The organism is Euzebyella marina (genome assembly GCF_014855515.1).
GTDB classification, from domain to species: Bacteria; Bacteroidota; Bacteroidia; order Flavobacteriales; family Flavobacteriaceae; genus Euzebyella; species Euzebyella marina.
On record NZ_JACYFK010000001.1, the window covers coordinates 1,951,880 to 1,971,066 of the forward strand.

Genomic DNA, 19,187 nt, shown 5'->3' on the forward strand with positions numbered 1-19,187 from the left:
CTATCGTGCTACCTTATTAAACGCACAACATTTCTAGAGGTCTTCTATAGTAGTAGGGGCATTATCAACTTTGTAATCTAAAAGCTTTTTGAAAAACTTTTGAACAGCTTTAGTTTCGGCATTTACCTTTATAAAGTGATGGTCTTTATGAATTGAATAAATACCTAAATCGCCTTTATAGACGGTTAATTTGTAAAAAGGAATGACCAGGGCATAGGTTTCTAACAAAGAACGGAAACGCACTATGATTCCGGAGGGTCTCAATTCAATGTTGCACTGGTCACGGTTATTATCTAAAATCAACAGGTTTCTAATGCCTGTGCTTGTTTCGGTAATGAAAAGTCGAGGTGATCCGATTCCGCCCAACGCCCAACGTTGTTTCAAAGAAAAAGGTTTGCCCACCAACAGATCAATCTTGCGGGTCATTTCCTTATCCGAGTAAGAAACGTTGAGAAGCATAGTTAGAACCTTTATTTGGTGTTTATGGGCAATTTGAAAAATTACAGTACAAAATTACTCAAAAGGCTTCTTAATCGGTTGACTGTTTGGCAATATATATGAACGCTTACGCACCTGTAAAGTATAAAATTTGATTAATTTTGCAGCCTTATATACGCAAAGTCAAATGGGCATTGAATCAATTTTAGAGATAAAGGTTAAAGAGGCTGTGGCCGAATTATTTTCAACTGAACTACCTCAAGTAGAATTTCAGCCTACCCGTAAAGATTTTGAGGGAGATGTGACCGTGGTGGTTTTTCCGATGCTGCGTTATGTTAAGGGAAACCCGGCGCAAATTGGAGAGCAGATAGGGGAGTATCTAAAGGAGAAAGTAGATGAGGTCTCAGGATTCAATGTCATTAAAGGATTTTTAAACCTTGTCATCGGTAATCAATTTTACACCAATCAATTTGATGAGATAGCCTCTTCCGAAAACTATGGTATTGCCTCAAAATTGAGTAACGAGGCGGTTATGGTAGAATATTCTTCGCCAAATACCAATAAACCTTTGCACCTTGGGCATGTCAGGAACAATCTTTTGGGCTATTCCGTGGCCGAAATATTAAAGGCTGCCGGTAAAAAAGTATATAAAACTCAAATTATCAATGATAGGGGCATTCATATTTGCAAAAGTATGCTCGCCTGGAAACGTTTTGGAAATCAGGAAACGCCGGAAACATCTGGTCTGAAGGGAGATAAACTCGTAGGCAATTATTATGTTGCTTTTGATAAGGCCTATAAAAAGCAAATTGAAGATTTGGTCACCCAAGGGGTCGATAAAAAAATGGCGGAAAAAGAAGCGCCTATTCTTTTGGAAGCCCAAGAAATGCTTCAGAAATGGGAAGCTGGTGATGAAGAAGTCGTCTCACTTTGGAAAACGATGAACTCGTGGGTTTATGAAGGCTTTGCCGAAACCTATAAAAATATGGGAGTCGATTTCGATACGCTCTATTATGAAAGTGATACGTATCTTTTAGGAAAGGATGTCGTTGCAGACGGACTTACTAGAGGGGTCTTCTTCAAAAAGGAAGATGGTAGTGTTTGGATCGACCTTACTGATGAGGGGCTTGATGAAAAAATTGTCTTAAGGTCAGATGGCACTGCCGTATATATGACCCAAGATATCGGAACAGCAATTCAGAGAGTCAAAGATTATCCAGATGTCGGCGGTATGGTTTATACCGTTGGTAACGAACAAGATTATCACTTCAAGGTTCTGTTCTTAATTTTAAAGAAGTTGGGTTATTCTTGGTCTAGTAATCTATTTCATCTTAGCTATGGCATGGTCGATTTGCCTAGCGGAAAGATGAAGAGTAGAGAAGGTACCGTGGTTGATGCCGACGATTTAATGAATGAAATGGCCCAGACCGCTGGAGAAATAGCCGAAGAACTGGGTAAACTCGAAGACTATTCTGAAGAACAAAAACTAGGGCTTTACCACATGATAGGTCTGGGGGCATTGAAATATTACATTCTGAAAGTAGACCCTAAAAAACGCATTTTGTTCAACCCTGAAGAATCTGTAGATTTTCAAGGTAATACAGGGCCCTTTATTCAATACACCTATGCCCGCATTCAATCAATTTTGCGAAAGGCGGAAGAAATTGGGGCCTCGGGTGAAGGTGCTGCAAAGATTACAGACCTCCATCCCAAAGAAAAGGAGCTTATCAAACAATTGATGCTTTACCCGGAAACGATTCAATTGGCCGCTGAAAATTACAGCCCAGCATTGATTGCCAATTACACATATGATTTGGTGAAAGAGTTTAACTCGTTCTATCAGCAAGTCTCGATTTTAGGAGAGTCTGATGAGAACCAAAGATTTTTTAGAATTCAACTATCTAGAAAGGTAGGCGAGGTAATCGAATCGGCCTTTAAATTACTCGGTATAGGGGTGCCTGATAGAATGTAAATAGAGCATTGGCAGCATGTTCAAATTTTATCGTTAGGAAGAGGGACTTTAACGCTTTCTGCCCACAAACCGAATTACAGAACCCTTTCCGTTGTGATAAGCTCCTTCACTAAGTTCTATTTCTGTTTCTTCAAGAATGATTGCTTCGAAGTCATGAAAATCAGACCTTATTTCCTCGATTGAAAAAAGAGATTCAAGATTTCTTGGTCCGCCTACTTTCGGATTGGCTTCCCGATAGGGCAAGTGGTTTTTTCCAAAGGCCTCCAGAATTATGTGCCCACCCTTTTTGACCAGATTACCAATAATTTGATGGTACTCCGACTTTATTTCCGCAGGAAAATGGGCGTATATCAGTCCAACCGCATCAAAACTATTTTCTTTATATCCCAAATCGGGAAGTTGGCCCAAACGGTAGTCTAAAGAAACATCATGACTTTTAGCCAAATGAAAAGCCTTTTTTTGGCCTTCTTCACTTATGTCAAAAGCATGGGACTCCCATGCGTTCGTGGCGGCATATATAGCATTACGACCTTCTCCTTCAGCAGCAAACAATATACTGCCAGGGTTGAGTTCATCTAATTGTTCTTTTAGAAAAACATTGGGTTCAGTGCCAAAGGCATATGCCTTTTGACTGTATCGTTCATTCCATTTTTTTTGCCACGGATCGTTCATTATAATTTTTGCTTTTGATTGAAATTTATAATTATCATAGTTATCGTAATTACTAAAACCTTACTCTAAAACTGGCATTTGGGGTTATACCCAATGAGGTTGTACTGATAGTTTCTATTTCGTTCTCTTCATTTAATTGATAGTAGGTATTGAGAATATTTTTACGACTGGTAATGTTGAGTACTGAAATACCCGCTGAAGCCTTTAGCGATCTAGATAGGTCGAACTGATAGATTACCGATGCATCGGCCCTTAAATATTCTGGCAGTCGGCTGCTATTCGGGGTATTATAATTGATTCTATTCGGAAAAAAGGTAGAATCTATGGGGTCAGAAGCATCGGGTTCGGTGAAAGGTCTGCCACTTCTATAATTTAGGCCAACGCCAAATTTCAATTGATTTAGATTGTAGGTGCCCGCAAAAGTGGCTGTGTGCCGTATATCAAGGTTGTTCGGAAACTCGGGAGGAAGCACTTCGTCGAACCTATAATTGTTCAGGTTGTAGGTATAGCTTGCCCAGATACTGTAGATGTCGGTTTTTCTGTTAATGAGAAATTCCAACCCCTTTACTTCATATTCACCAATTTCGCCATTAAACTGGTTTTGATTCTGAAAACCTTGTGTAGAAGTGCTGATGCCTTCGACCAGCTTATAAAAAGCTTCTGCACCCACATAGAAATTTTGAGCATCATAATTAAAACCGAAAGACCCTTGTTTGCTTTTGGTAACGGGCAAGGTTTCTCCATCTGAGACGATCCATCTTCGTTTTTCAATACCCAAAAAGTTTTGCTCAAGATCAAGGATTTGGTTGGTAGCCTGGCTTTTAAATTCACCCAAAGCTTGAATTTTAAATTCCCTGGTAATGGAATAATTCATGCTGAATCTCGGTTCAGGAATAAACTTTTTAAAACTATTCGGGTTCTCGAGATAATTAAGGCGCACGCCACCCCGTAAAAATAGTTTTTGGTTTTCTGAGCGGTACTGAGCCTCACTGAACAGGGCACTGCTTCGAACCACATTTCGAACATTGCTTTGAAATGGCGGTTGGGTAACATCGGTAGTATTACTAATGCCTGTTTCGGTATATTGAACACCATTTGACCATTGAAAGAAATCGTTCGGGCTATAATCTGCACTTAGCTTTGCTGACAATTCTTCTACCTCGTTGTTCTGAAAAAGTACTTGAAGTGCATTGGAAGTTATGTTTTTGGCGCCTAATTCATATCGTGTGTAGTAGGTGCTTAAATTACTGGTCAAAACATCGTTCCAATTACTCTGCCAGCTACCACCGAAAGAAAGGTTGGTCTGGTCAAGTGAACTTTGGGTTTTTTCGTTCGACTCCATTTCCGTTTCCGAATAGTCCAATAAGTTATTTATGTTAATGAAACTAAACCTGATTTTTTGTGAGTCGTTCAGGTTATAAAGTAATTTTCCCGTAAAATCATAGAAGTAAAAATTACCATCTTGCGAAACTTCATTATCATCAAAAACCCTAGTAAAGAATTTTTCATAAGTAGGGGTTGAAATAAGGTCTGTTATCGACCTTCTGGCCGAAAACTGAACGGCCAGTTTGTCAGAAATAGGAACATGTGCATAGGCGTCGCCACCTATGAGGTTGATACCGGCACCCCCATATAACTGGTCTTCGATATTGTCTTTCGTACGTATGTCTATAATTCCGCTAACCCCGTCGCCGTATCTTGAACTGGTTCCGTTTTTTATTAATGTTACTTCATCCGTCAGATAAGGGTTGAAGGCAGAAATAAGACCGAAAAAATGCCCCGATTGATACATTTTTATACCATCCCATAAAATCAAATTTTGGTCGTTGCTTCCTCCTCTGATATTTATATCAGATACGGTTTCATCAACACTTTCTATGCCTGGTAGAGCTTGTACGGTTTGAAGTACGTCGGGTTCGATAAGACCTGGTAAAACCCCGAATTCTTCACTGTTTATCTGAAAACTGCCATCGGTCTGTTTTATAATCCCCTTGGTCAAGAATTCGTAAACAACTACTTCTTCCAATTGTTGATAAAATTGACTTAATAATAGGGTTTTGCAGGGCTGGTCGTGAGTAAGGTCTGAAGCAGCTACGATGAGGTTCTTATAACCAAGATATGATATTCTAAGTACCGCATCTTTTGGTACGTTCTCGATATAAAAACCTCCGTTTTCATCAGTAACCTTAAAAATTTTGCTACTGAGAACTTCAACGGTTGCTCCCATTACAGTGTTCTGCTCAAAATTATCTAAAACCGTGGCACATATATTAAGCGTTTCCTTTAAGCTTAACGCATAGTAGCGCTCACTGAGTTTTTGAATCTTAAGTTGGGTCTTAGACTCAATATAGGTGAGAATTTCATCAAGATCTTCAAAGTTGGAAGGGGCTATTTGCTTTTGGTTGATTTGCTCATCGGCATACGAGAATTTAACCTCAAAAGTCTGCTCGAGTTCTTGCAGATAATCACTCAGGCGTATTTGAGCACCTGCCTCTTGGCCCAAAAAGGAGGTTGGATTTAAGAAAAGAAAAAGGCTAAGGCAAAAAAGAAAATATAAACGGATTTTATTCGCCATAGAAGAGCACTTTGCCGCCCTCTAATTTAAACTTTATTTGTGAAGGAACACTGATGCTTTTTAAGGCAAGGTCTTTATCGGTATGGGTAAAGGTGCCGGTGAACAATTGATCGGTATCAATATTGTTCACTTCAATTTCAATATTATACTGTCTTTCGAACTCAGCTAAAACGTATTTTAGCGGTACACTGTTAAAAGTGCTTTCATCGTTTAGCCAAGAGGGTTTTTGTGTTATGGTGTTACCAGTCTCAACTATTTGGCCCTCTAGTACCTTGAATGAATCGCCGGCAGACAGATTCTTTTCGACTTTCTTGAAATTTACGTTCACCATGCCTTCATAGCAAGTAACTTCAAAGACCCCATCACGTTGTATTACATTAAACTGTGTGCCTAGAACAGATACATCTCCGGCCTTCGTATTCACCGTAAATTTTTGACCTTTGGCCACTTTGAAGAAAGCCTCTCCCTTTAAATCAATTTTTCGATTGTCTTTCCAATTACTTTCACTGTAAGAAATATGTGAATCGGCATTAAGTATTACTATTGATTCATCGGGCAACACCAATTCTTTGTTCTGGGCAAAGCCGGTATCGATTGTAGTGTCAAGGGTTTTTAGGTATAAAAACGCACCGAACATAATAATTGCGGCTACCGCAGCTACGCGTAAGAAATTCTTGAACGGGTTCAGTCGTACCACCCTAGGCTCGGTCAAGGTCTTTCGGTTATTGATGGCCTCTAGTGCCTTATCGCTATCAAAATCAGGACCTTCAAGATTTTCGGAAGCTTCTAAAATTCGCACATAGGTGGCATATTGGTCAGAATTCTTAAATTCTTCCAATTCAGAAGGCGTTAATTCACCGTTCAACCATTTTGCCAAATAATTCTCTTGCATTTTTTTAGCTTATATGCTGTATAACAATCAACTATGATAAAACCCTACTTTTGCTATTTTATTATGTGTTTATTTCAGAGACGGCCTTTACAGCCATTGTCTAAATACCATCTATTTTATCTCGTAAGGTCTTGAGTGCCAAATGCATTCTCTTTTCTATTGCTTTCACGCTAACGCCTTCCATTTCAGCTATTTCTGCATACTTTTTTCCATCGATTCGATTCAATAAGAAGGTGGTTCTTTGGTTTTCAGGAAGGCTTTCAAGCGCCCTATCGAGCTTTTCTTTGAATTGAGTCTCCTCCATAATAAATTCGGGAGTTTCATTGGTCGTTTTGGCGCTTTTGTCAGCATACTTCAACCGAATCTTTTCGGCCTTGATAACGTTGAGGTATAAATTGTTGGCAACTTTATAAACGAATGATTTTGCCTTTTCGGGGGGTACCTTTGAACAGTTTTCCCATAGTTTTACAAAAGCCTCTTGAACTGCATCATAGGCTTTTTCCTCATTACCGAATTTATAATATATATAGTTAAAGATCGTTTTTGAATTAGCCGTGAAAATTGAGCCGAATACCTGCTCGTTACAAACATTATCAGTCTTTTCGATATTCAAGAGAGTCGGTTTTTTCCAAAGATATTTTAAAATTACGACATTCGTGAAGTAGGGTATTTTGAAAGAATGTTGTTTAAGCTTAGAAGTAAGCATGAAAATCCAAATCGATATGAAGAATTATTTAAAACTGTCGCTGTATGCCTTCCTACTGGGTGCAGCGCTAATCTTGGCGTCCTGTCAAGATGAAGACCCTTTGGAAGAGAGCTTTGATCCTGAACAGACATTGACTACCGATGCCGAGGGGCTTACTTTGATTAAAAAAGTAGTGGCGAACGATGGATCGGGCGATAATATTATTGATGGCGCTAGTTGTTTTGATATCGCTTTTCCGTATTCTGTTGTAGTCAATGATAGCGAAATCATGGTCGAGACAAGTGCCGATTTACTATTGGTAGAAGAAAGCCTTGATGTTTTGGAAGATGAAGATTATGACTTTCAATTGAACTTTCCGCTTACGGTGACCATGGCCGATTATACTGAAGTAACCGTAGACAGCTATGATTCTTTATACGAACTGGCCGATACTTGTGTCGAAGGCGGAGAAGATGATGATATAGAGTGTGTTGACATTGTCTATCCGGTGACGGTATTCACCTACAACCCTAATTTTCAGCTTACGAACACCATTGAGGTAGAGAACGATTTTCAGTTTAGAAGATTTTTTGCAGGCTTGGCAGAACAAGATTTGATGGGATTGAACTTTCCTGTTTCCTTTCAATATAAAGATAGTACCCAAGTCACTGTCAACAGCAATTCAGAACTGACCGATATCATTCGCAAGTCGCAGACTCAATGTGATGAAGACGACGATAATGATCACAATGATGACGATTTTACCGAAGAGCGTCTAGATGAAACTTTGGTTAAATGCCCTTGGAGTATCGGCAGGTTAGTACGCAATGAACAAGACGATTCCGGGCAATATGAGAACTATTACCTTACCTTTCTTGAGGATGGAAAAGTAACCGCATCGAACTCTTTCGGTTTTAAAATGGAAGGTGAATGGCAAACGAGAATTTCAGATTATAGGGTAGTAGTCGATTTAGAATTCGAAGATTCGGCTGAATTTAATGGTACTTGGTATGTCTACGAAATTGTAGAGGGTATTATTAATCTGTTCAATGAGAACAAAGACAAGATTACTCTTGAAAAGGCTTGTGATTATAAGCCCATAGAATGCTCAGATGAATATATATCTGAATATCTAAAAGAATGCCCCTATAAAATTCTAAACGAAGACGGTACTTTCTTTGAAGAGTTGACCATTGATTTCGATTCGGAATTGGTTATGTACGTTAAAAACCCAAATGGAACCGTTGTAGACGAAGGTCGCTGGTCTATTTCTGGCAATGTGGTTGTTTTTGAAGGTCTAAGTATGACCTTGGCCAATTACATCGGAGAGTGGCAGGTAATTGAATGCGGCGAAGGACGATTTAAATTAAAAAGAAATACTGAAGTTATCCTACTTGTTATGCAATGTGAGGACTAGAGTTTTTACAAAAATTGCCGGAGCGTCCGGTAGTTCACCCCACAAACGAAGGAGCGCCCATTGATCAATGGGTGCTCTTTTACTTTATAGATGGTCTCTAGTTATTTATGGCAGTTCAACAAAGGTCTTTAACGAGGCTTATTTTTCTTCCAATTCTCCTGTCTTTCCCCTAGTTATTATTAAATTTGCCTTTCTTCAAAATGTACATGAATCATGTTCGATAATTTAAGCGAGAAATTAGATAAGGCCTTACATACGCTACGTGGTCACGGTCAGATTACAGAAATCAATGTCGCCGAGACTACAAAGGAAGTACGCAGGGCCTTGCTGGATGCCGATGTCAACTTTAAAATAGCCAAAGAGTTTACCAATAGGGTAAAAGAAAAAGCATTGGGTCAAGATGTATTGACCACATTGCAGCCCGGTCAATTAATGGTCAAGATTGTCAAAGACGAGCTGACCGAGTTGATGGGGGGTGAAAGTGAAGGTATAAATCTATCGGGTAACCCTTCGGTTATACTTATGTCGGGGCTTCAAGGTTCGGGTAAAACCACTTTTTCCGGTAAACTTGCCAATTTTCTTAAAACAAAGAAGACCAAAAAGCCATTGCTGGTCGCTTGTGATGTCTATCGCCCTGCGGCTATCGATCAGTTGCATGTGGTCGGAGAACAAATCGATGTTGAGGTATACTCTGACCGTGAGAACAATGACCCGGTCGCCATAGCACAAGCGGGTATTGCAAAAGCCAAACAAGAGGGCTTTAATGTAGTGATTATAGATACGGCAGGTCGTTTGGCGGTAGATGAGGCCATGATGACCGAAATTTCGAACATACATTCTGCCATTCAACCACAGGAGACGCTCTTTGTTGTTGATTCAATGACGGGACAGGATGCTGTCAATACGGCAAAGGCATTTAACGATGTGCTGAATTTTGATGGTGTTATCTTGACCAAGCTCGATGGTGATACACGTGGTGGTGCGGCTATTTCGATTAAATCGGTGGTCGATAAACCTATTAAGTTCATCGGTACGGGTGAGAAAATGGAAGCAATCGATATCTTCTATCCTTCGCGAATGGCCGACCGTATTCTGGGTATGGGCGATGTGGTCTCTTTAGTTGAAAGGGCGCAAGAGCAATTTGATGAAGAGGAGGCTAGAAAGATTCAAAAGAAGATTGCGAAGAACAAGTTCGGTTTTGATGATTTCCTTTCCCAAATTCAACAGATAAAGAAAATGGGTAATATGAAGGATCTTATGGCCATGATTCCCGGAATGGGCAAGGCCCTTAAAGGTATCGATATCGACGATGATGCCTTTAAGCACATTGAGGCCATCATTCATTCCATGACACCGGACGAAAGAGCAAACCCTTCAAAACTCAACCACAGTAGAAAAAAACGAATTGCTAAAGGTAGCGGTAGAGAGGTGCAAGAAGTAAATCAACTTTTAAAGCAGTTCGACCAAATGAGCAAGATGATGAAAATGATGCAAGGCGGTGGCGGTAAAAAGATGATGCAAATGATGGGCGGTGCTCTCGGCCGCCAGTAGTTTCAACCTTTTGATTTAAAAACAAATTTATTTACCTGTCAATCACAGTATGAAAATATTAGACGGAAAAAAAGTATCAAACGACATAAAGGAAGAGATTGCCGTTGAGGTATCTCAAATGAAGGAAAGAGGTGAGAAGGTGCCCCATTTAGCCGCCGTTTTGGTGGGTAACGATGGTGCAAGCTTGACTTACGTTGGTAGTAAGGTGAGGTCATGTGAGAAAATCGGTTTTGAATCTACATTGATTCATTTGCCGGAAGACACATCTGAAGAAAGTCTTCTGTCAAAGGTTGAAGAACTTAATGAAAACCCAGAAATAGATGGTTACATAGTTCAATTGCCGTTGCCGAAACATATCGATGAGCAGAAAGTTTTAATGGCGGTTGACCCGGATAAGGATGTTGATGGTTTTCACCCTGTAAACTTTGGTAAAATGGCTTTGGATATGGAAGCCTTTATTCCGGCCACTCCTTTCGGAATTATGGAAATTCTGAAGCGTTACAAAGTCGATACTGAGGGCAAACATGTGGTTGTTATCGGTAGAAGTCATATCGTAGGTAGACCGATCAGCATACTAATGAGCCAAAAAGGCGAAGCGGCCAATTGCACCGTTACGTTAACACATAGTAGAACGAAAGACATCAAAGAATTGACCTTACAGGCCGATATCATTGTATCGGCTCTAGGTGTTCCTAAGTTTTTAAAGGCCGATATGGTCAAAGAAGGAACCGTTATAATCGACGTGGGCATCACAAGGGTACCCGATGATTCAAAGCCAAAGGGGTATTACATTACCGGAGATGTTGATTTTGAGGCCGTATCACCCAAGGCTTCTTTCATAACACCGGTTCCTGGGGGTGTTGGTCCGATGACCATCGCCATGCTATTGAAAAATACATTATTGGCAAGAGCACGGCATAGAAGTAAAAAGTAATAAAGAAAAGGGGGCTAAAGGCCCCTTTTTTTATTGATGGTCGAGCCTTTTGAGTGTTTTTTCCATTTTAATGGCCGCTCCAGTTATAACGGTGTCACCAGGTTTAATAAGGTCGATATCATTACTGTCGTCAGTGCTGCAACTAAATGTTGATGTCATAGTAATGAGAACAAAAACAAACAAGTATAACCGTTTCATGATAAGTGGTTTAGAATTTCTTTTAAAACAACGAAATACTTTGCTTTTCAGTATCTACGTAGCGTTAATGAGGTACTTGAAAAGAGCTCAGCTTTAATTACAACAACATCAATGGCCGTCACCAATCGTTTATCAGTAATTGACCCTGCTAAAAGCCCTATTTTTTATGGCTATATCATTTTGCTAGTAGGCACTTTGGGGATCTATTGTAGCATTCCGGGGCAGACTATTGGTGTTTCCGTTTTTACTGATCCGGTAAAAGACGCTCTGGGACTTTCCAGAAATCAGTTTAGCAATGCATATATGATAGGTACCATATGCAGTTCTTTGGTGATTGGGCGTGCCGGAAAATGGTTTGATCTATATGGCGCAAGGTATGTGGCATTCTTTGCTGCCCTTACTCTTTCTGTGGCTCTAGTGCTCTGTTCGTTTTCGGTACAGATGAGCCAATTTGTGAAAGAGGTGGCCGATATTGATACATGGTTGATTCCGTTTTTGTTGATGACCGTTCTCTTTTTTGTTCTTCGTTTTTCCGGTCAAGGTGTTTTGACGATGGCCTCGAGAAACGTAATCATGATTTGGTTCGATAAGAATCGAGGAAAAGTAAATGCCATCAGTAGTGTTGCCATTTCATTTGGTTTTTCTTCTTCTCCTCTTTGGGTAAATGCGCTGATTGAAAATTTTAGTTGGCAAATGGCTTGGCAGTTTTTGGCCGTAGGCCTCTTGATTTTCTCACTGATTGTTCTACAGTTTTATAAGAACAAACCTGAAGAACACGGTTTGCATCCTGATGGAATTATAACAAAAGATGAAAATGAAGAAAAGCAGGTCGTGGCAGCCAAACAGTTTACCCTCAAAGAAGCACAGGCTACCAGGGCTTTTTGGATGTACGCCTTAATGTTGGCATTTAATAGTTTCTTTATTACAGGGTTGACTTTTCATGTTGTATCGGTATTTGCGAGCGAAGGTTTTCCAAAAGAAGATGCTATATCCATTTTTTTGCCTGCCTCAGTTGTTGCCGTAACCATTTCAACCATATTTAATTTTCTGAGTGATTATTTACATCTCAAGCTCTATCTGTATCTTATGATTTTAGGAGGGCTTATGGCATCCGTTGGATTTTTGCTTTTATCCACCACATTTGGGGTGCCTCTACTAATTGGTGGCTTTGGAATTTTAGGAGGCTTCTTTGCAGTGCTCAATGCCATTGTATGGCCGCGTTTTTTTGGTAGAAACCATTTGGGCGCCATCACGGGTAAGGTCATGTCTTTTCTTATTCTGGGTAGTGCTTTGGCTCCCTCCATTTTTAGCCTTTGTTTTTCCACCTTTCGTTCTTATCGTCTTATGGGGTGGTTGGGTATCGTATATTTGGCGTTTCTGGCTATAGCTTCACTTAGGGCCAACAATCCGCAATAATGCGCTATATTTAGAATTTAATGGGGTTTGCACCATTCTCTAAGACAGGAAGACAAAATTGTATAGATATGGGCAAAAATATGTGTGGAGTACGATATATTTCCTGTCTATCTTACACCCTTACATGATTCTTAAGGGTTACAAGAATATAGAAGCGAAGTAGGTTGCTCACCATCCTTAAATGAACGACTTAACTATCCCACTGTATAAACTTGTGAAAATTACCAAAGAAAGCCTCATAAGAAACTTGTATTGTTACCAATAAACCAAAATAACTAGTACGTATGAAAAGAACCTATGCTCTTTTATCCATTGCCGTTATGTTGATGGCATGTAAATCAGAAACCAAAAAGGAAGAAACAAAACCTGAAGCGACCCAAGAAACGGCTGCCTCTGAAGAAAACGAATGGATTTATCTTTTTGATGGGTCGACCACCGAAGGTTGGCGTTCGTATAATGGCGAAGCACTGCCTCCTCAATGGGTTATTGAAGATGATGTGCTCACTTTCGATACCGAGAAGAGAACAGAGGCCAACAAAAAAGGGGGCAACGATATTATTTATGCCGCAGAGGAATTTGATAATTTCGAACTTGCTTGGGAATGGAAAATACCGGAAGGCGGTAACAGTGGCATGTTATACCATATTAAAGAAGGTGATTGGGGTATGCCCGAAACATCACCTGAATACCAAATGTTAGATGACCTTAAATGGGAAGAAATAAATAATGCCAAACTTGAAGAATGGCAAAAGACAGGTGCTGATTATGCCATGTACGTTCCTGATGTCTCCCAAAAGATAACCAAACCTGCTGGCGAGTGGAATACCTCAAGGGTGATTTTTACTCCAGAAAAGGTTGAACATTGGTTAAATGGTAAAAAACTGTTGTCTTTTGTGCCATGGAGCGAAGATTGGGAGAAGCGTAAAAGTGAAGGAAAATGGAAAGATTCGCCAAAATACGGTACTTTTAAGACTGGCTATATCGGGTTTCAAGACCATGACAGTCCGCTATGGCTAAAAAATATCAAGATCAAGAGATTATAAATCCAAACAAACTGCTCTAGAATGAACAAAAGGGAATTTTTAAAAAGCGCCGCCGCCGTATCGACCATGGCTTTATTGCCGAACGGTGCCTGGGCCTTTTCACAAGGTAAAAGATTAAGAACTGCACATATAGGTGTAGGAAACATGGGGGGTGAAGACCTAAAGGCCATAGCCTCTCACAAATCGGTAGATGTAGTGGCCCTCTGCGATGTCGACTCTATCAATCTTGCCAAAGCACATAAATTGCACCCCGGTGCCCGTGTTTTCTTTGACTATAGGTCAATGTTAAAAGAAATGGGAGATGAAATCGATGCCGTTATCGTTTCTACACCTGACCATACACATGCCCCGGCCTCGATGATGGCTATGGAAATGAATAAGCCAGTATACTGTCAAAAACCTTTAACGCACTATGTTGAAGAGTCTCGACGAATGAACAAAATGGCGAAAGAAAAGAACCTTGTAACCCAAATGGGTATTCAGGTACACTCTTTCTACGATTATAAATTGGCAACCCTTTTGATACAGTCAGGTATCATCGGAAAAGTACATACGGTAAGGGCTTGGTCACCAAAATCTTGGGGCTACAATGGTTCAGCACCACAAGGTGAAGACCCCGTTCCGGCGCAGTTAGACTGGAATCTTTGGTTGGGTACGGCAAAAGAGCGCCCTTATAAAGAAGGGTATTACCACCCAGGTAACTGGCGTAAACTTTTAGATTACGGTTGTGGTACTCTTGGTGATATGGGTGTTCATATTTTCGATACCCCTTACAATGCCTTGAATCTTGACGTTCCTTTGACAATCAAGAACGAATGTCGTGAGCCTAATGGTTTTGGGTATCCCGAGAACAATACGGTAACCTATGAATTTCCGGGTACCGATTTTACCACAAAAACATTAAAATGGGTTTGGTACGACGGACCAGGAATGCCACCTGAGCATGAAGATTTGATCTTGCCTGGGGCAAAAGCCAAATCGAGCGACAAAAAAGAAGGCGAAAGTATGGAAGATAAGATATCGCTTGATGCAGGTGTTGCCGGTGAAGGTCAACTTCCGGATCAAGGAGCGATGTTCATAGGTAAAAAAGGTCGTTTGTTGTTGCCTCACTTTATGCAGCTTCCGAAGAAAATAGTAAAAGGTAAATATGTTGACATCTCTTCTGAAATTGAGAAGGTTTCAAAAGAACATAATTTGGGTGATCCTATCAGAAATTATGAGTCTGAAGGGCCAAAACATTACCACCAGTTTGTTGATGCCTGTTTGGGTAACGGCGAAACTACGGCCCCGTTTTCATATGCCTCTAGGTTAACCGAGACTATTCTTCTTGGTGTCATTGCCGGAAGATTCCCTAATCAGACATTGCATTGGGATGCCGAGGCTGCCAAATTTGCCGAAGAGGAGGCTAACCAATATCTTGATGCCGATTACAGAGATTTCTAAATAGAAATCAATAAATAAGTCAACTAGAACCCGTAACGAGTTTTTTGTAAGGGAACCAATTGGTTCACGATTTTTGAAAGTTCTAATAATCCGATTTCGAGTCGGAGTAATTGAAATTCAAAAGTCGTAAATTACACTCAGAACAAAACCGTTACGGGTTTTGTCTTTTTATAAACAACTTAACACTTAGAACCGGTAGGTTCTTAATACGATTAACTCAATGAAATATAGAAGGTTCGGTAGAACAGATTGGCAGGTAAGTGAAATTGGATACGGAATGTGGGGTATGGCCGGATGGAAGGAGTCTGATGATATACAATCATCAAAGTCTTTGGATTTGGCCGTAGAAAACGGGGTAAACTTTTTTGATACCGCATGGGGGTATGGTGAAGGACATAGTGAAGAACTTTTAGGGGAATTAGTTAGAAGGCATCCGAAAGAGAAGCTTTATACAGCTAGTAAAATTCCACCGAAAAATTTTCAGTGGCCAGCTAAACCTGAGTATACTTACGAAGAGTCGTATCCTGTCAACCATATCATCGAATATACCGATAAAACACTGACCAATTTGGGTATGGAACGCATCGACCTGATGCAGTTTCACACGTGGGACGACGGTTGGTCGAAACGAGAAGAATGGCAAAGGGCGATTGAAGACTTAAAAAAACAGGGGAAAATCGGCGCTATGGGTATCAGCGTTAATCGATGGGAGCCTGAAAACGGGATAGAGGCCATTAAAACCGGATTGATTGATGCCGTGCAGGTCATTTATAACATCTTTGATCAGAACCCCGAAGACCGATTGTTTCCTCTTTGCGAAGAAATGGATATTGCCGTGATTGCCAGGGTGCCCTTTGATGAGGGAACTTTAACGGGTAATCTAACGAAAGACACGGTATTTCCTGAAGGAGATTGGAGAGGTACTTATTTTGTTCCCGAAAACCTAAATAGCAGTGTAGATCATGCCGATGCACTTCGGCCTTTGATACCTGAGGGTATGAATATGGCCGAGATGGCTCTTCGATTTATTTTAGAGAACAAGAATGTGAGTACGACCATACCGGGTATGCGCAAACAGCGAAATGTTCTTGCGAATACGGCTACTAGTGATGGAAAAGGTCTTTCTAAAGAACTTCTTGAGGAATTGAAGCAACATCGTTGGGATAGAACACCAACATCTTGGTCACAGTAAATTATTTGGCGAAAAGCTGCCCCATGTCTTTAAATGATTTGAACTCAAGTGCATTACCCGCTGGGTCTAAAAAGAACATGGTAGCTTGCTCGCCCACTTGACCCTCAAAACGAATATAAGGTTCAATGACAAATTGAACCTTTTTTTCTTTTAGCCTTTGGGCAAATTCCTGAAAAACATCCCATGGCAAAACTACCCCATAATGGGGTACAGGTACCTGATGCCCGTCGACAGGGTTGTGATGCAAAGAATCAGATTTGTCTTTAGGTTTGTAATGAATTACAAGCTGATGACCGAACAGGTTAAAGTCTACCCAGTGCTCGCTACTGCGGCCTTCTTCACAATTTAGAACTTCGTTGTAGAATTGTCGGCACTCAGCCAGATTGTGTACTGGAATGGCAATGTGAAAGGGGCTTACTTGGTTCATTTTAATCCACTTTTATAAGTTTAATTTCTTAAGTTTCGAGTAAGGTCGGGTTCAATAGTTTTCAGGGCATTATCAAAGTCGATATACTCTTTCAAGTCTCTCATGGACAGAACGGTATAATCATTTTCTGAAAGATAGTCGAGGTATTTTTCAAACAAGTTGACGGGTACGGAAACCCACGGATGCTCGATATCAGGAACACCATGAAAGGTTAAAACGATTATTTTACCTTTTTCGGCCGACTTGATAGCTTTCCAAATTTCAGTTTCGTTTTCAGAATCAGGTGCCCAACTCGGTATCAAGTAAGGGTGGTCTATAGTAGGGTTGTATGCTCTACTTCCTCCGGCGCGGGCCATTTTGTATTTTCTGTCGGATAATAGGTGTAAGGCTTTCTGGTTTAATCCATATCCGGGGTAAGCAAAATTATCTGGGAGAGGTATACCTAGACTATCGCATTTTCTCTCAATGTAACCCAACTCTTGATCAAATTGTTTCGGGTCGGTTTTTGCGACATTTGCATGCGTATGCGTGTGATTTCCGATTTCGAAACCCATATCATCCAATTGCTTGATTTGAGACCATGTCATGTAAAGGGTGCTATCTGCATAATTGGGAGGAAACTCGCAAACATAAAAAGTAGAACCAAACTTAAATTTTTTTAGAAGAGGTGCTACTTCTGAATATTGACTGGCAGGGGCGTCGTCAAAGGTCAAAACTACCGTTTTTTCAGGCAGTGGTTTTTTGATTATTTGGGAGTAACAACAAAGACTAATCAAAAAAAGTAGAGTTGATAATAAAGCTGATTTCGACATGCCTAATACTAAAAATCGTTCGAATATGAATTGGAGTAGAAGGTAAGTATTATGTCGTTATCAACCATCCTGCAGGTGCAGGTTAAACCTGATAATCAAGATACATGATGTGGTTTGGGTTAGAATGTGATTCAGAAATCTTAAAGTCTCCTTCACCCACAATTTTAAAACCATTTTTTTGATAAAAGGCGATGGCCCTTGGGTTCTCTTTCCATACGAACAGCCACATACCCTGTTGATGGTTCTGTTTAGAGAAATTCAAATTGAAAAGCATCAGTTCTTTGCCTAAGTCTCTACCATAAAAAGCTTTTAGCAGGTATAGCCTGTCCAATTTAGTTACTGATTGTGTAGTAACACATGAATTGGTTGCGTTTAAGGTCAGTTTTGAGTAACCGGCCAACTGCTCATCGTTATAAATAAGAAAATAGGCAATTTGTTTATCAAGAAGCTCATTTCTAAAAATTGTCTCGTTAAAGTTACGCTCAATGTAGTAGTCAATGTCGCTCGCCGAGGCACTATGGCCGTGTGAGTCAATGAAAGATTTAGGCGCCAGAGTTAGAAGTTCGTCAATATGTTGTGTAGAGGCCCTAACAATTTTAGTCATTCGATGTCCATAATAAATTTTCGATGATAAGTTAAATCATTCATCTATTTGGGCAGCATATTTTACACTCTTTTTCAGTTGGCAGAGATTTGGACCGAGGTCATGGTCAAAGAGCCACCTAAAGGTTGATCGTTAAAGAGAGAGACATCATCTTTCGAATCTTGAAGTGCCATAGTGTATAATAAAGGTAAATAATGTTCAGGGGTAGGAATGGACAAATCGAACTCGGCACCATGTTTTCTAAAATTGATGAGGTTTTCGTGGTTGCCTTCCAATATCCAATTATTAATGTCTTGACTAGCTTTTAATGCCCAGTCGTAAGCATAATTTTCATTGAGCTTATCCCAGGCTACTCGCCTTAGATTGTGAATAATATTACCACTACCTATTACAAGTACACCTTTGTCCCTTAATTTTTTTAATTGTTGAGCCAGTTCATAATGGTAATTTGCAGGTTTGGTTCGGTCTAAACTTAATTGAATTACGGGAACGTTGGCTTTCGGAAAGAGATGCCTTACAACCGTCCACGATCCGTGATCAAGGCCCCAACGTTCATCAAGCGCTATGGTATTTTCTGGTTCGACCATTTTTGCAATATCATTGGCCAGTTCAGGATGGCCAGGTGCAGGGTATTGTACTTCGTATAGCGCTTGAGGGAAACCACCAAAGTCGTGAATCGTTCTAGGTTGGTTCATGGCGGTCACCAAGGTTCCGGTAGTTTCCCAATGAGCAGAAACTACTACGATAGCATTGGGCTGATCGAGGCGTTCTCCCAAGGCTTTAAACTCACGAACAAATTCATTGTCTTCGATGGCATTCATAGGAGAGCCGTGCCCAAGAAAAAGAACTGGCATTCTACTGCTGTTATCGAAAGACTTAGAAAGTTGCTCAAGGTGGTTCAATGTTGCCATAATAG

Annotated in this window: 18 protein-coding genes; 8 read left to right on the plus strand and 10 right to left on the minus strand. The window is 40.3% G+C overall.

Annotated features, from left to right (window positions below):
- Nucleotides 1-33: 33 nt before the first annotated feature.
- A complete protein-coding gene (locus tag IL356_RS08010; protein ID WP_121849971.1) occupies nt 34-459 on the minus strand; it encodes a hypothetical protein in 426 nt (141 codons plus the stop codon).
- Nucleotides 460-625: 166 nt separating this feature from the next.
- On the opposite strand from IL356_RS08010, the gene argS reads away from it, so the two are divergent.
- Entirely contained in the window at nt 626-2,410 is a 1,785-nt protein-coding gene (argS, locus tag IL356_RS08015; protein ID WP_121849970.1) for an arginine--tRNA ligase, read from the plus strand.
- 48 nt (nt 2,411-2,458) lie between these two features.
- Here argS and IL356_RS08020 read toward each other — a convergent pair whose 3' ends face one another.
- The 4 genes from IL356_RS08020 to IL356_RS08035 form a co-directional block, all read right to left on the minus strand.
- Nucleotides 2,459-3,082 carry a class I SAM-dependent methyltransferase gene (locus IL356_RS08020; protein ID WP_121849969.1) on the minus strand — a complete coding sequence of 208 codons (624 nt, stop codon included), beginning with the start codon at nt 3,080-3,082 and terminating at the stop codon, nt 2,459-2,461.
- 52 nt (nt 3,083-3,134) lie between these two features.
- Nucleotides 3,135-5,657: a TonB-dependent receptor gene (locus tag IL356_RS08025; protein ID WP_121849968.1), complete on the minus strand. Its 2,523-nt coding sequence runs from the start codon at nt 5,655-5,657 to the stop codon at nt 3,135-3,137.
- Nucleotides 5,647-6,549, minus strand: a complete 903-nt coding sequence (locus IL356_RS08030) for a FecR family protein (RefSeq protein ID WP_121849967.1) — start codon at nt 6,547-6,549, stop codon at nt 5,647-5,649. Before IL356_RS08030 ends, IL356_RS08025 begins: the two co-directional genes overlap by 11 nt.
- A gap of 100 nt (nt 6,550-6,649) precedes the next feature.
- Complete coding sequence (locus IL356_RS08035; protein WP_225621412.1) at nt 6,650-7,162, minus strand: RNA polymerase sigma factor; 513 nt, start codon at nt 7,160-7,162, stop codon at nt 6,650-6,652.
- Nucleotides 7,163-7,271: 109 nt separating this feature from the next.
- Here IL356_RS08035 and IL356_RS08040 point away from each other — a divergent pair, with 109 nt between their 5' ends.
- The 3 genes from IL356_RS08040 to folD all read left to right on the plus strand — a co-directional run bounded on the left by IL356_RS08040 (nt 7,272) and on the right by folD (nt 11,136).
- A complete protein-coding gene (locus IL356_RS08040; RefSeq protein ID WP_162987937.1) occupies nt 7,272-8,651 on the plus strand; it encodes a hypothetical protein in 1,380 nt (459 codons plus the stop codon).
- 213 nt (nt 8,652-8,864) lie between these two features.
- Entirely contained in the window at nt 8,865-10,202 is a 1,338-nt protein-coding gene (ffh, locus tag IL356_RS08045) for a signal recognition particle protein (RefSeq protein ID WP_121849964.1), read from the plus strand.
- 49 nt (nt 10,203-10,251) lie between these two features.
- Nucleotides 10,252-11,136 (plus strand): bifunctional methylenetetrahydrofolate dehydrogenase/methenyltetrahydrofolate cyclohydrolase FolD, encoded by an 885-nt coding sequence (folD, locus tag IL356_RS08050; protein ID WP_121849963.1) that lies wholly within the window; start codon nt 10,252-10,254, stop codon nt 11,134-11,136.
- Between the two features lie 30 nt (nt 11,137-11,166).
- Here the strand turns inward: folD and IL356_RS08055 are convergent, their stop codons facing one another.
- A complete protein-coding gene (locus tag IL356_RS08055; protein WP_162987936.1) occupies nt 11,167-11,334 on the minus strand; it encodes a hypothetical protein in 168 nt (55 codons plus the stop codon).
- Nucleotides 11,335-11,445: 111 nt separating this feature from the next.
- Here IL356_RS08055 and IL356_RS08060 point away from each other — a divergent pair, with 111 nt between their 5' ends.
- The 4 genes from IL356_RS08060 (at nt 11,446) to IL356_RS08075 (ending at nt 16,428) form a co-directional block, all read left to right on the plus strand.
- Entirely contained in the window at nt 11,446-12,750 is a 1,305-nt protein-coding gene (locus tag IL356_RS08060; RefSeq protein ID WP_121849962.1) for an MFS transporter, read from the plus strand.
- Between the two features lie 284 nt (nt 12,751-13,034).
- The gene (locus IL356_RS08065; protein WP_121849961.1) at nt 13,035-13,793 is read left to right on the plus strand and encodes a 3-keto-disaccharide hydrolase; all 759 of its coding nucleotides are present in this window, start codon (nt 13,035-13,037) and stop codon (nt 13,791-13,793) included.
- A gap of 21 nt (nt 13,794-13,814) precedes the next feature.
- The gene (locus IL356_RS08070; RefSeq protein ID WP_121849960.1) at nt 13,815-15,236 is read left to right on the plus strand and encodes a Gfo/Idh/MocA family protein; all 1,422 of its coding nucleotides are present in this window, start codon (nt 13,815-13,817) and stop codon (nt 15,234-15,236) included.
- 220 nt (nt 15,237-15,456) lie between these two features.
- Nucleotides 15,457-16,428: an aldo/keto reductase gene (locus IL356_RS08075; protein ID WP_121849959.1), complete on the plus strand. Its 972-nt coding sequence runs from the start codon at nt 15,457-15,459 to the stop codon at nt 16,426-16,428.
- 1 nt (nt 16,429) lies between these two features.
- On the opposite strand, the gene IL356_RS08080 is transcribed toward IL356_RS08075, so the two are convergent.
- The 4 genes from IL356_RS08080 to ygiD all read right to left on the minus strand — a co-directional run bounded on the left by IL356_RS08080 (nt 16,430) and on the right by ygiD (nt 19,182).
- Nucleotides 16,430-16,855: a VOC family protein gene (locus IL356_RS08080; RefSeq protein ID WP_121849958.1), complete on the minus strand. Its 426-nt coding sequence runs from the start codon at nt 16,853-16,855 to the stop codon at nt 16,430-16,432.
- Between the two features lie 20 nt (nt 16,856-16,875).
- On the minus strand, nt 16,876-17,667 hold the full coding sequence (locus IL356_RS08085; RefSeq protein ID WP_121849957.1) for a polysaccharide deacetylase family protein: 792 nt from the start codon (nt 17,665-17,667) through the stop codon (nt 16,876-16,878).
- An 82-nt stretch (nt 17,668-17,749) separates the two neighbouring features.
- Nucleotides 17,750-18,271 carry a GNAT family N-acetyltransferase gene (locus IL356_RS08090; RefSeq protein ID WP_121849956.1) on the minus strand — a complete coding sequence of 174 codons (522 nt, stop codon included), beginning with the start codon at nt 18,269-18,271 and terminating at the stop codon, nt 17,750-17,752.
- A 74-nt stretch (nt 18,272-18,345) separates the two neighbouring features.
- Nucleotides 18,346-19,182: a 4,5-DOPA-extradiol-dioxygenase gene (gene ygiD, locus IL356_RS08095; RefSeq protein WP_121849955.1), complete on the minus strand. Its 837-nt coding sequence runs from the start codon at nt 19,180-19,182 to the stop codon at nt 18,346-18,348.
- Nucleotides 19,183-19,187 lie beyond the last annotated feature (5 nt).